This window comes from Streptomyces sp. NPDC048288 (genome assembly GCF_043201555.1).
GTDB lineage: Bacteria > Actinomycetota > Actinomycetes > Streptomycetales > Streptomycetaceae > Streptomyces.
In genome coordinates, this window is the sequence record NZ_JBICZD010000011.1 from 305,521 (window position 1) to 317,927 (window position 12,407).

Genomic DNA, 12,407 nt, shown 5'->3' on the forward strand with positions numbered 1-12,407 from the left:
AGGCGGGCATGGCGATCGATCATCTGGACGGGCGGATCCTGGTGCTGCTGGCCCGGGAGCCGCGCGTCGGCGTGCTGGAGATGTCCCGCAGGCTGGGCGTGGCCCGGGGGACCGTGCAGGCCCGTCTCGACCGGCTTCAGTCGAATGGAGTGATCCAGGGATTCGGCCCCCAGGTCGATCCGGCGGCCCTCGGCTACCCGGTCACCGCCTTCGCCACCCTCCAGATCCGGCAGGGCCAAGGCCCGGACGTCCGGGCGCACTTGACGACCGTGCCGGAGGTGCTGGAACTGCTCACCACCACCGGCAGCGGGGACATGCTGTGCCGGCTGGTGGCCCGCTCCAACGCCGATCTCCAGCGGGTGATCGACCGGGTCGTCGGTTTTGATGGCATTGTCCGGGCCTCCACGGCGATCGTCATGGAGAACCCCGTTCCGCTGCGGATCATCCCGCTGGTGGAACAGGCCGCGGCAGACAGCGAAGGGACCTGACCGACTCGGGACCCGAGACTCGGGGTGAGCGCACGTGAGCTTCTGGGAGTACCTGCACACCCGCTACCAGCAACTGCTCACGGACGCCTACCAGCACGCGAGCGTGGTCTTCCAGTGCATGGTCGTGGCGACCGCGCTGGGGGTGCTGATCGGGGTGGTGACCTACCGCAGCGAGTGGGCGGGCAGCCTCGCCACCACCGCGACCGCCACCTTCCTCACCATTCCCTCCCTCGCCATGATCGGCCTGCTGATCCCGATCGTCGGCCTCGGCGTCCCCCCGACGGTCATCTCCCTCACCCTGTACGGGCTGCTGCCGATCGTGCGGAACGCGGTGGTGGGCCTGCGCGGGGTCGACCCGACGCTGGTGGACGCGGCCCGGGGCATCGGCATGTCCCGGGTGGCCCGGCTGGTGCACGTGGAGCTGCCGCTGGCCTGGCCGCCGATCCTGACCGGCATCCGGATCTCCACCCAGATGCTGATGGGCATCGCCGCCATCGCCGCGTACGCCTCCGGCCCCGGCCTGGGCAACGAGATCTTCCGCGGCCTGGCCTCCCTGGGCAGCAAGAACGCGCTGAACCAGGTGCTGGCGGGCACGGTCGGGATCATCATCCTGGCCCTGCTGTTCGACGCCGCGTACGTCCTCATCGGGCGGCTGACCATTCCGAGGGGGATCCGTGCCTGACACCGCGTCCCGTGCGTCCGCGTCCCACGCGTCCGAGTCCCACGGCGCCTCCATCGAGCTGGAGAACCTGACCAAGCGGTACCCGGGCGGCTCCCAGCCCGCCGTCGACAACGTGACCATGGAGATCAGGGCGGGCGAGACGGTGATCTTCGTCGGCCCGTCCGGCTGCGGCAAGTCGACCACCCTGAAGATGATCAACCGGCTGATCGAGCCGAGCGGCGGCCGGATCCGGATCAACGGCGAGGACGTCACCGACATCGACCCGGTGAAGCTGCGCCGCAAGGTCGGGTACGCCATCCAGTCGGCCGGCCTGTTCCCGCACATGACGGTCGCCCAGAACATCTCCCTGGTCCCGAAGATGCTCGGCTGGCCCAAGGCCCGGATCCGCGCCCGGGTCGAGGAGCTGCTGGACCTGGTCGGCCTGGACCCCGGCGAGTTCCACGGCCGCTATCCGCGCCAGCTCTCCGGCGGCCAGCAGCAGCGGGTCGGCGTGGCCCGGGCGCTGGCGGCCGATCCGCCCGTGCTGCTGATGGACGAACCGTTCGGGGCGGTCGACCCCATCACCCGCGACCACCTCCAGGACGAGCTGATCCGGCTCCAGCACGAGCTGCACAAGACGATCGTCTTCGTCACCCACGACTTCGACGAGGCGATCAAGCTCGGTGACCGGATCGCCGTGCTCCGCGAGCGCTCGCACATCGCCCAGTTCGACACCCCGGAGGCGATCCTCACCAACCCGGCGGACGACTTCGTCTCGGGTTTCGTCGGCGCGGGCGCGGCCCTGAAACGGCTGAACCTCAGCCGGGTCAGGGACGTCGAGGTCACCGACTACCCCACGGTCACCGTGGACACCCCGCTCCAGCAGATCTTCACCAGGCTGCGCGGCGGCGGCACGAACGAGATCCTCCTGCTCGACCGGCGCGGCCGCCCCTACAAGTGGCTGCGGCGCGGCGACCTGATGCGGGCGCGGGGCTCCCTGGCCCGCGCCGGGACGCTGGTCCACGACACGGTGACGCTGGACGCGACCCTGCGGGACGCGCTGGAGGCGGTGCTGACGGACAACGCGGGGCGGGTGGCCGTGACCGGGCGGCGCGGGGAGTACATCGGGGTCGTGGACATGGAGACGCTGATGAACTCCGTGCACGAGCTGCTGGAGGCCGACCGGCTGGACGCGATGGAGCACCAGCACGAACTCCAGGAGGCCCGGGCCGACCGGACCCACGCCGAACAGGAGGGCGAGGAAGGGGAGCACAAGGCGTGAACATCTCCTCCGGCCGCCACTCGGAGGGCGGGCACGAGGTCACGGACCCCGCCCTGGACGACGAGGGCGGGTACGCGTACGAGGGCGAGGCGGAAGAGGAGGCCCCGCCGCCCCCGCGCCGGCCGGCCCGCCGCCGGCTGACCTGGCAGAAGCTCACCTTCCTGCCGGCGTTCCTGGTCGCGCTGCTCCTGGCCACCTGGCTCTGGTTCCAGCAGGCCACCCTGGACACCATCTCCCAGAACGCCCTCGCCCACGGCCAGGTCTCCCAGTGCCTGTGGCAGCACATCCGGCTGACGGCGATCTCGACCTTCTTCGTCCTGGTCATCGCGATCCCGCTGGGCATCCTGCTGACCCGCCGCACCTTCCGCAGGTTCACCCCGATCGCCATGACCTTCGCCAACATGGGCCAGGCCACCCCGGCGATCGGCCTGCTCGCCCTCCTCGTCATCTGGCTGGGCGTCGGCGAGAAGGCAGCCCTGATCGGCATCATCGTCTACGCCATCCTCCCCGTCCTCTCCAACACCATCGCGGGCCTGCGCGCCAACGACCCGACCCTCCTGGAGGCGGCGCGCGGTATCGGCATGTCCCCGCTGGGCGTGCTGTCCCGCGTCGAACTCCCGCTCGCCGTCCCGCTGATCCTCGCGGGCGTCCGCACGGCCCTGGTCCTCAACGTCGGTACGGCGACCCTCGCCACCTTCGGCGGAGGCGGCGGCCTGGGCGTCCTGATCACCACCGGCATCACCAACCAGCGCATGCCGGTCCTCGTCCTCGGCTCGGTCCTCACGGTGGCCCTGGCCCTGCTGGTGGACTGGCTGGCCTCCCTGGCGGAGGTGCTCCTACGACCCCGGGGCCTGGAGGCGGGCCGATGAGACGCGTACGCCTGCCCCTGGCCCTGGCGCTGCTCCTCGCCACCGGCTGCGGCCTGACCAGCGGCTCCCCCATGGTCGACGACGTGCGGCCCGGCTCGATCGGCGCGGGCGAACCGCTCAAGGGCGCCCATCTCACCGTCACGTCCAAGGAGTTCACGGAACAGCTGATCCTCGGCGCGATCATGGGCATCGCCTTCCAGGCGGCGGGCGCGCAGGTCCTGGACCGCACCGGCATCCAGGGCTCGATCGGCGCCCGCGAGGCGGTCAGGTCCGGGGCCGCGGACGGGATGTACGAGTACACGGGCACGGCCTGGATCACCTACCTGGGCAACAGCCACCCCGTCCCGGACCCGCAGAAACAGTGGCAGGCGGTGCACGACGCCGACCTCCGCAACGGCCTGACCTGGCTCCCCCCGTCGCGCCTCGACAACACCTACGCACTCGCCATGAACCAGGCCAACTTCAAGAAGTACGGCACGAGGACACTGTCGGAGGTGGCCGCGCTCGCCAAATCGGACCCGGGGGCCGTGACCCTCTGCGTCGAGGGCGAGTTCGCCAACCGGGCCGACGGCCTGCCGGGCCTGGAGAAGGCGTACGGCATGAACGTACCGGCGAAGAACGTCACCCAGATGGACACCGGGATCATCTACACCCAGGTCCAGAAGGGCAGTTGCACCTACGGCGAGGTCTTCACGACCGACGGCCGCATCAGGTCCATGAACCTGGTGGTGATGGCCGACGACAAGAAGTTCTTCCCCAACTACAACGCGGCCCCCGTGATCAACACCAAGTCCCTGAAGAAGTGGCCGGCCATCGCGACGGTCCTGGACCCGGTGACCGCCAAGCTCGACAACACGGTGGCCCAGTCCCTGAACGCCAAGGTGGACGTCGACGGCGAGGACCCGCACCAGGTGGCGCTGGACTGGATGAAGGAGCAGGGGTTCGTGAAGTAGGCCCACTCCGGGGGGAGTTCCAAAGAAGTACTTGCAAAGAACCACTTGCAACGACTTCTTTGCAACGCTACCTTTGTAGTCATGCAGGAGCACGAGGAACGCAAGCACCGCCGCCTGGACGCCCGCTCGCTGCGGGGGCTCGCCCACCCGCTGCGGATGCAGCTGCTGGAAGCCCTACGGCACAACGGCCCGGCCACCGCCTCCCAACTGGCCTCCCGGCTCGGCGAGTCCAGCGGCGCCACCAGCTACCACCTGCGCCAGCTCGCCGCCCACGGCTTCGTCGAGGACGCCCCCGGGCACGGCAAGGGCCGGGAGCGGTGGTGGCAGGCGGTGGACCAGGGGATCATCTTCGACACCGAGGAGTTCGAGGGCGCCGGCCCCGAGGTTCGGGGCCTGGCTGAGGTGTTCCTGCACGAGGTGGCGAGCAACCACGCCCGGGAGCTGTCCACCTGGTTGGGCACCCGGGACAACTGGGCCGAGCCCTGGTCCCGTTCCAGCGACATGAGCGACATGACGATGCGGCTTACGCCGGAACTGGCGCGCGAGCTGATCGGCAGGATGCACGACCTGATCGACGACTACCGCAATCGAGTCCCCGACAAGGACACCCCCGACTCCGAGCAAGTACGCATCCACACGCACCTGTTCCCCATCGAGACGGACTGAGAGGCACCCCATGCACACCCAGACCCAGCTCGCCCAGCACCGGATGACAGAACTGCACACCGAGGCCCACACCCACCGTTTGGCGAAGCAGGCCAAGCCGGAGAAGGAACTCCGCAAGCGGATCGGCTGGACCTTGGTGGAAGTAGGCCTCCGCCTGGCAGCTCCGGCCCCGGCATCAGCGCCCCTCTAGGGGCGCGGGGAACTGCGCGACCAGCCCCCACCCACCGCCAGACGCAACTCAACAGCTGGGAACGCTCTTCCCCTTCTCCAACGCCACCAGATCAGACACCGCCCCCTTGAGGCTGGTCACCGGCACCAACCTCAACCCCTTCGGCAGCTCGGCCTTCGCATCGGCGCACTCGTCCCGAGGCACCAGAAACACCGTCGCCCCGTCCCGCCGGGCCGCCTGCGTCTTCAGGGCCACCCCGCCCACCGCCCCCACGGTCCCGTCCGCACTGATCGTGCCCGTACCGGCGATGTTCTTCCCCGCGGTGAGGTCTCCCCCGCTCCCGTTCCCGTCGAGCTTGTCGATGATCCCGAGCGAGAACAGCAGCCCCGCGCTCGGCCCGCCCACATCCGCCAGCTTCAGGGTCACCTTGACCTTGCCGGCGCTCAGATCGAGGTACTTCAGCGCCGCCTGGGTCGCCGCGTCCTGCGACTGCTCCATCTGCTCGGTGTTGTGCTGCTCGACCTCCTTGACGCTGTTGCCGCTCGGGTACACCGCGTCGCGCGGCATCACCGCCCGGTCCGTCCGGAACCAGTTGCCGATGACATCGCCCAGCGACACCCGCGCGTCCGGCCCGGTCGCCTCGATCGTCGTCATTCGCAGCTGACCGCTGGTCGTCCGGGTGGGCGCCCCGGCGATGGTGATCACCGGGGTGCCCTGGTTGTCGCCGAGCACGTTCGCCGTCATCCCGGGCTGGGCCACCGAGAACGGCAACGGCGCGAAGACGGCCGTACCGATCAGAGCCACGACGGGAATCGCACAGACGGCGATGGCCTGGAGACGCGTGAGACGTGAGAGCACGGAGTCAATCTAACGCGACGACCTGTTCAGGCCACCGCCCCGGCACCTCCCCCGCACCACCCCGACCCCGCCCCGACCCCGCCCCGACCCCGCCCCGGTCAGCGCGGCAGCAGCTCGCGGCGTGCACGGGTGAACCGGCGCAGCGCGTCCGGCAGCGGCTCGATCCCGATCCCGGGACCGGTCGGCACCGGGAGATGGCCGTCGTCCAGGACGAACGGCTCGGTGATGTCCTCGGCGAAGTACCGGCTGGACGCCGACGTGTCGCCCGGCAGCGTGAACCCCGGCAGCGCCGCCAGCGCCAGGTTGGGCGCCCGCCCGATCCCGGTCTCCAGCATGCCGCCGCACCACACCGGCACCCCGTGCGCCCGGGCCACGTCGTGGATCCGGCGGGCCTCCAGGTAGCCGCCGACCCGCGCGGGCTTGACGTTCACCACCCGGCACGCGTCCATGGCGATCGCCGCCGCCGTGTCGCGTGCGCTGTGCAGGGACTCGTCGAGGCAGACCGGCGTCGCGATCCGCCGCTGCAGCTGGGCGTGGCCGTAGAGGTTGTCCTCCTCCAGCGGCTCCTCGATCAGCAGCAGCCCGAACTCGTCCAGCCGCCGCAGGTGCTCCGCGTCGGCGAGGCCGTACGCCGTGTTCGCGTCGACCTGGAGCGGCAGCGCGTCCCCGAACCGCTCGCGCACCGCCCGTACCGGCTCGACGTCCCAGCCGGGCTCGATCTTCAGCTTGATCCGGACGTACCCCTCGGCGAGATACCGCTCGACGTCGTCCAGCAACTCGCCGACCGAGTCCTTGATGCCGACCGAGACACCGGCCGGCACCCGGTCCCGCACCGACCCCAGGAACACCGACAGCGGCATCCCGTAGGTCCGCAGCTCCGCGTCGAGCACCGCCGTCTCCAGCGTGGCCTTCGCCAGCTCGTGCCCCTTGATCTTCGCGGTCGCCGGGCCGACGGCGGCGGCGGTGAGGTCCCGCAGCGCCGCCACCCGCGGCACCAGGAAGTCCCGCAGCACGATCTCCGCGCCGGCGACGAACTCCGAGCAGTACAGCGGCTCGGGGTCGGCGGCGAACTCCGACCAGCCCTCGGCGGTGTCGGTGACGACGTGGAGGAGGAAGGTGTCCTTGGCCGTCATGGTCCCGAAGGACGTACGGAAGGGCGTGACCAGCGGGATCGCGACATGCACGATCTCCACGCGCTCCAGCTTCATACGGTCGTTCCCTCCGTCGTGCGGGCGAGCGTGTACCAGCCGTCCCGGGACATCCCCACGGCCCGGAAGCCCTCGGCGAAGGCCGCCGTGAACACCTCGCGGACGGCGTACCGCCAGCGCAGCGCGAGCGCCGGGTCGGCGGCCCGCAGCTGTACGACGTCCTCCGGCACCCGGCACCACACGGCCCGGTCGCCGGGGTCGCGGCGGGCGAGGACCTCGCCGTCGGGGCCGTGGTGGCTGACCGGGGCGTCACCCGGCACGAGGGGGGCACCGGACGGCACGGGGTCCGCCGTCAGGTCCCAGGTCACGGTCAGCCGGTCGCTCTCGTCGCCGTCGTTCACGCCGTCGGCCATCGGGCCGTAGAAGTCGACGAGGTACTCGGTGCCGGTGGCGCCCAGCTTGGCCAGGTTGAAGCGGGCGTTGCGGCCGACCAGCGGGTCGAAGGTCCAGCGCATGGTGGTGGCGCCGCGCTCCAGGGCCCAGGCGCGCTGGGCCCGCTTCACGGCGTACCCGAGGCCCTGGTCGGCGGCGGCGACGAGGGAGTAGGTGTCGTGGTCCGGGCCGAACACGGCGACGGCCGCCCCGGCCAGCCGGGTGCCGTCGTAGGCGGCGTGCACGGCGCCGCCCGCGTGGACCAGGCTGTGCAGGACCTCGGCCGGGTAGGGCGGGGCGGTGCGGGGCGTCTGCCAGACGTCGCTGAAGTAGTCGGTCACGGCCGCGAGCCCGGCGACGTCGTGGACGGTACGGATGCCGACTCCGGTCTCGGTCAGGGTCATGATCCGAGTCTCGGAGCCGACCCCCCTCTCGCGTGTTGTGCGGACGGACAAGGAATGCCTATCTTCGTGAGGAGATCGGCCAAGCATCCCCTGTTTCCCGTTTCCCTGAGGACTCCCATGGACGCCTGCACCCTCGGCGACCTGCTCGACATCGTCGGCGGTCCCTCCGTCCGGCTGCACACGGCCCCCGCCGGGCTGGCCGTGCCGGTGACCGAGGCGCTGCTGTACGACGCCCACGCCCCGCTGCCCCGGCGGCCGGGCGCGCTGCTGCTGGCGGTCGGGGTGCGCGCGGCGGCGGCCGGGCCGCTGGTGCGGGCGGCGGCCGAGGCGGGGCTGACCGGAGTGGTGGTGCGGGGCGCGGACGGGCCGGTCGGGGAGGCGGAGACGCACGGGATCGCGCTGCTGTCGGTCGACGAGGACGCCGCCTGGCACCACGTCCATCTGCTGCTGGCCTCCGCGATCGGCGCCCGCCCGGCGGCCCCCGGGAGCGGGCTCGGCGACCTGTTCGCGCTGGCCGACGCGATCGCGGCCGGGGCCGGCGGGGCCACCGCCATCGAGGACCCGCGGCAGCGGCTCCTCGCCTACTCCACGGTCGCCGGGCAGCCGGTCGACGAGGACCGCCGGCAGGGCATCCTGGGCCTCCAGGTGCCGGCCAGCGCCGAGAACACCGAGCAGTACCGGACCCTGTTCGCCGCCGAACGGCCGGTCAGACTCCCCGCGTTGACGGACTCCGACCTGCCCCGGCTGGCGATGGCGGTGCGGGCCGGCGGCGAGACGCTCGGCTCGGTCTGGGTGATCGACGGCGGCACGCTCGCGCCGGACGCCGAGGAGACCCTCGCCCAGGGCGCCGCCACCGCCGCCCTGCTCCTGCTGCGCGCCCGCGCGGCCCAGGAACTGGCCCGGCACCAGAGCGGCGACCTGCTGCGCCGCCTCCTCGACGGCACGGCGGACGCCCCGGCCGCCGCGGTCCGGCTGGGGGTCGAGGGCGAGGTGCGGGTGGTCGCGTTCGCGCTCGACACCGCCACCAGCGTGCCGGACGCCGAACGCACCGCGCTGCGCCTGCTGGACGTCGTACGGCTGCAGTGCGAGGCGCGCTACGGGCGGCACGCGTGTGTGCTGGTCGACGGGGTGGTGTACGCGCTGCTGCCCGGTCCGGGGGCCCGGCACCGGCCGCTGGCCGAGGACATCGTGCGGCGGGCCGGGCAGGCGCTGCGGGTGCCGGTGCGGGCGGGTCTCGGCGAGCTGGTCCCGGACGTGGGCGAGGTGGTCGGCTCCCGGGCGGACGCGGATCTGGTGCTGCGGGTGCTGGACCCGGAGCGCCCGGTGGCCACGGTGGACGAGGTGCGCCCCCGGGTCACCCTGCTGCGGCTGGCCGAAGTCCTCGGCGAGCGGCGGGAGTTGACCGCGGGGGCGTGGCAGCGGGTGCTGGCGTACGACGCCGGGCACGGCACCGAGTACGCCCGCACCCTGGTCTGCTGGTTCGACGCGGGCTGCGACATGGCGGGCGCGGCCGAACTGCTCGCCGTCCACCCCAACACCTGCCGCTACCGGCTGCGCCAGGTCCGCCAACATGTCGGGATCGACCTGGCCGACCCCGACGAACGGCTGGTCCTGTGGCTGCAGTTGCGGGTGCTGGCCGGGCTCAGCGCCGCCCGAGCCACGCCCTGAGGCTCGCCTCGCAGGCGCGCAACTGCCCGACCGGCACGTACTCCCCCGCCGTGTGCGCCAGCGAGGGGTCCCCGGGGCCGTAGTTGAGCGCGGGCACGTCGAGCGCCGCGAACCGCGCCACATCGGTCCACCCCAACTTGGGCCGGGGCACGGCCCCGAGCGCCTCGACGAGCCCGGCGACCCGGTCCAGCCGGGGCGGCGCACCGCCGACCACCTCGGTGACCCGCACCTCGTACTCCGGGAACAGCCCTCGTACGTACGCCTCCGCGTCCGCCTCCGAACGACTGGGCGCGAAGCGGTAGTTGACGGTGACGACGCACTCGTCGGGTACGACGTTCCCGGCGACCCCCGCCCGCACGGCGACCGCGCTCAGCCCCTCCCGGTACTCAAGACCGTCGATGACGACCCGCTCGGCGGTGTGGTCGTCGAGCCGCTGCAGCACCCGGGCGGCCTTGTGCGCGGCGTTGACGCCCTGCCAGGCGCGGGCGGTGTGCGCGCGCCGGCCGGGCACGACGATGTCGGCGGCGAGATACCCCTGGCAGCCGGCCTCGACCCCGGCGTCGGAGGGCTCCATGAGGATGGCGAGGTCGGCGGCGAGAAGCTCGGGGGGCAGGTGGTTCAGGCCGTTGCGCTCCCCCTCCACCTCCTCGCACTCGTAGAGGACGAAGGTGAGGTCGGCGGCCGGGTCCGGGACGGTGGCGGCCAGCCGCAGCGCGACCGCCACCCCGCCCTTCATGTCACAGGCGCCGAGTCCGTGCACGCAGCCGTCGGCGAGCCGGGAGGGCAGGTTCCCGGCGGCCGGGACGGTGTCCAGGTGGCCGGCGATCAGGACCCGCCGGTCCCGGCCGAGGGCGGTGCGGGCGACGACGGTGTTGCCGACCCGGTCGACCTTGAGGTGCCCGAGGCCGCGCAGGGCGTGCTCCACGGCGTCGGCGATCCCGGCCTCCGCCCCGCTCTCGGAGGGGAGGTCGACGAGGGCCCGGGTGAGGTCGACGACGTCGGCGGTGAGGTCGAGGGCGGTCATACCAGGTCCCGGGTGGCGAGCTTGGAGTGGCGGATGCCGTAGCAGCCGTAGAGGACGAGGCCGACGGCCATCCACACCCCGAAGGCGATCCAGGTGTCGGCGCCGAGGCTGAACAGCATGTAGCCGCAGAAGCCGACGCCGAGGACGGGTACGACCGGGGAGAACGGCACCCGGAAGGAGCGGGGCGTGTCCGGGCTGCGCCGCCGCAGGATCACCACAGCCAGGTTGACCAGCATGAACGCGAAGAGCGTGCCGATGCTGGTGGCGTCGGCGAGGCTGCCGAGCGGCACCAGGGCGGCGAGGACCGCGATGAAGGAGGAGACGATCACGGTGTTGGCGCGGGGCACCCCGGTACGCGGGTGGACCTTCGCGAACAGCGGCGGTACGAGCCCGTCCCGGGACATCGCGAACAGGATCCGGATCTGCCCGTACTGCACGGTGAGCACGACGCTGGTGGTGGCGACCACGGCGCCGATGGAGAGCAGGATCGGCCACAGGTTCCCGCCGCCGACGGACCGCACCAGCACCTCGCTGAGCGTCGCCTCGGTCCCCGCGAACTCCTTCCACGGCATCGCGCCGAGCGCGGCGACCGCGACCAGCACGTACAGGGCCGTGACCAGGACGAGGGAGAGGATGATCGCCCGCGGCAGGTCGCGCTGCGGGTTGCGGGCCTCCTCGCCCGCGGTGGAGGCGGCGTCGAAGCCGATGTAGGAGAAGAACAGCGAGGCCGCCCCTGCGCTCATCCCGGCGGCCCCGAGCGGGAACAGCGGCTGGAAGTTCCCGGCGTGGAACGCGGTGAACGCGACGGCGCAGAAGAGGACGAGCGCCGCGATCTTCACGCCGACCATGATGACGTTGGCGACGGCGCTCTCCCTGGCTCCGCGCAACAGCACGACCATCGCGAGGACGACGATGAGCGCGGCCGGGATGTTGAGCGTGCCGCCGGCGCCGGGCGGGGCGCTGAGCGAGTCCGGCAGGGTGACGCCGAAGGCGAGATGGAGCAGTTCGTTGACGTACTGCCCCCAGCCGACGGCGACGGCGGCCACCGAGACGCCGTACTCCAGGATCAGACACCACCCGCACACCCAGGCGACGAGTTCGCCGAGGGTGGCGTAGGCGTAGCTGTACGACGATCCCGAACCGGGGATCATGCCGGCCAGCTCGGCGTACGACAGGGCCGAGAACAGGGCGGTCACGCCGGCCAGCACGAAGGAGACGACGATCGCCGGGCCGGCCTCGGGCACGGCCTGCCCGAGCACCACGAAGATGCCGGTGCCGAGGGTCGCGCCGACACTCAGCAGGGTGAGCTGGGTGACGCCCATCGTGCGCGTGAGCGGGCTGGCGCCGGCCTCGCCCACGAGGGTGTCGACGGACTGTCGCCGGGTGAGCCGACTCGCGGTACGGCCCGGTCCCCCTGGCCGGGGCCGTGTCCCAACCGTCTCCATGTTCCGGCTCCCTCCGCCGTGGGCACTTTGTCTGGCCCTGATGATGCGGAGGGGGCGGGGTCGGGATGGTGGGGGAATCGGCCAGAGGGTGGGGCACGGGATTGGCGGATCGGCCAATGCGGGTGGGCGGGCGAAACAAAGGGGGGCCGGAGGACCGTGGGTGGGTGCGGGTGCGTGGGGGCTCGTCGCGCCCACGCGGCGGAGCCGCACATCGACACAGCCCCGCGCCCCTTACGGGGCGCTGGAGTCACGCCAGTCACATGGCTGCGGGCATGCGTGCCGCTAGGGGCGGCACGGGTGGGCGCAGCGGCACCCGGCCGGCGCCGGTGAGCGAAACCCC

The 12,407-nt window shown here is 72.2% G+C and carries 13 protein-coding genes; 8 read left to right on the forward strand and 5 right to left on the reverse strand.

Features of this window, described 5'->3' with window-relative positions:
- The first annotated feature begins 8 nt into the window (after positions 1-8).
- The 7 genes from ACGFZS_RS35655 (at position 9) to ACGFZS_RS35685 (ending at position 5,109) form a co-directional block, all read left to right on the forward strand.
- Positions 9-488: an Lrp/AsnC family transcriptional regulator gene (locus tag ACGFZS_RS35655; RefSeq protein ID WP_365692926.1), complete on the forward strand. Its 480-nt coding sequence runs from the start codon at positions 9-11 to the stop codon at positions 486-488.
- 34 nt (positions 489-522) lie between these two features.
- Positions 523-1,170 carry an ABC transporter permease gene (locus ACGFZS_RS35660; protein ID WP_393798556.1) on the forward strand — a complete coding sequence of 216 codons (648 nt, stop codon included), beginning with the start codon at positions 523-525 and terminating at the stop codon, positions 1,168-1,170.
- A complete protein-coding gene (locus tag ACGFZS_RS35665; protein ID WP_393798557.1) occupies positions 1,163-2,431 on the forward strand; it encodes a betaine/proline/choline family ABC transporter ATP-binding protein in 1,269 nt (422 codons plus the stop codon). Before ACGFZS_RS35660 ends, ACGFZS_RS35665 begins: the two co-directional genes overlap by 8 nt.
- Positions 2,432-2,484: 53 nt before the next feature.
- Complete coding sequence (locus tag ACGFZS_RS35670) at positions 2,485-3,300, forward strand: ABC transporter permease (RefSeq protein WP_393798656.1); 816 nt, start codon at positions 2,485-2,487, stop codon at positions 3,298-3,300.
- Positions 3,297-4,253, forward strand: a complete 957-nt coding sequence (locus tag ACGFZS_RS35675) for a glycine betaine ABC transporter substrate-binding protein (protein WP_393798558.1) — start codon at positions 3,297-3,299, stop codon at positions 4,251-4,253. Before ACGFZS_RS35670 ends, ACGFZS_RS35675 begins: the two co-directional genes overlap by 4 nt.
- Before the next feature lie 81 nt (positions 4,254-4,334).
- Positions 4,335-4,919 (forward strand): ArsR/SmtB family transcription factor, encoded by a 585-nt coding sequence (locus tag ACGFZS_RS35680; protein ID WP_393798559.1) that lies wholly within the window; start codon positions 4,335-4,337, stop codon positions 4,917-4,919.
- Between the two features lie 10 nt (positions 4,920-4,929).
- A complete protein-coding gene (locus tag ACGFZS_RS35685; RefSeq protein WP_393798560.1) occupies positions 4,930-5,109 on the forward strand; it encodes a hypothetical protein in 180 nt (59 codons plus the stop codon).
- Between the two features lie 48 nt (positions 5,110-5,157).
- Here the strand turns inward: ACGFZS_RS35685 and ACGFZS_RS35690 are convergent, their stop codons facing one another.
- The 3 genes from ACGFZS_RS35690 to ACGFZS_RS35700 form a co-directional block, all read right to left on the reverse strand.
- A complete protein-coding gene (locus ACGFZS_RS35690) occupies positions 5,158-5,946 on the reverse strand; it encodes a PDZ domain-containing protein (RefSeq protein WP_393798561.1) in 789 nt (262 codons plus the stop codon).
- 98 nt (positions 5,947-6,044) lie between these two features.
- Positions 6,045-7,154 (reverse strand): o-succinylbenzoate synthase, encoded by a 1,110-nt coding sequence (menC, locus tag ACGFZS_RS35695; RefSeq protein ID WP_393798562.1) that lies wholly within the window; start codon positions 7,152-7,154, stop codon positions 6,045-6,047.
- The gene (locus ACGFZS_RS35700; protein ID WP_393798563.1) at positions 7,151-7,930 is read right to left on the reverse strand and encodes a chorismate synthase; all 780 of its coding nucleotides are present in this window, start codon (positions 7,928-7,930) and stop codon (positions 7,151-7,153) included. The genes menC and ACGFZS_RS35700 overlap by 4 nt, the downstream gene beginning before the upstream one ends.
- A 117-nt stretch (positions 7,931-8,047) precedes the next feature.
- Between ACGFZS_RS35700 and ACGFZS_RS35705 the strand changes: the two genes are divergently transcribed.
- On the forward strand, positions 8,048-9,598 hold the full coding sequence (locus ACGFZS_RS35705; protein WP_393798564.1) for a PucR family transcriptional regulator: 1,551 nt from the start codon (positions 8,048-8,050) through the stop codon (positions 9,596-9,598).
- Here ACGFZS_RS35705 and dapE read toward each other — a convergent pair.
- Together dapE and ACGFZS_RS35715 are read right to left on the reverse strand one after the other, a co-directional pair.
- A complete protein-coding gene (gene dapE / locus ACGFZS_RS35710) occupies positions 9,573-10,622 on the reverse strand; it encodes a succinyl-diaminopimelate desuccinylase (protein ID WP_393798565.1) in 1,050 nt (349 codons plus the stop codon). The two genes, ACGFZS_RS35705 and dapE, sit on opposite strands and share 26 nt — an antisense overlap.
- Positions 10,619-12,067 (reverse strand): amino acid permease, encoded by a 1,449-nt coding sequence (locus ACGFZS_RS35715; protein ID WP_393660609.1) that lies wholly within the window; start codon positions 12,065-12,067, stop codon positions 10,619-10,621. The genes dapE and ACGFZS_RS35715 overlap by 4 nt, the downstream gene beginning before the upstream one ends.
- Between the last annotated feature and the right edge of the window lie 340 nt (positions 12,068-12,407).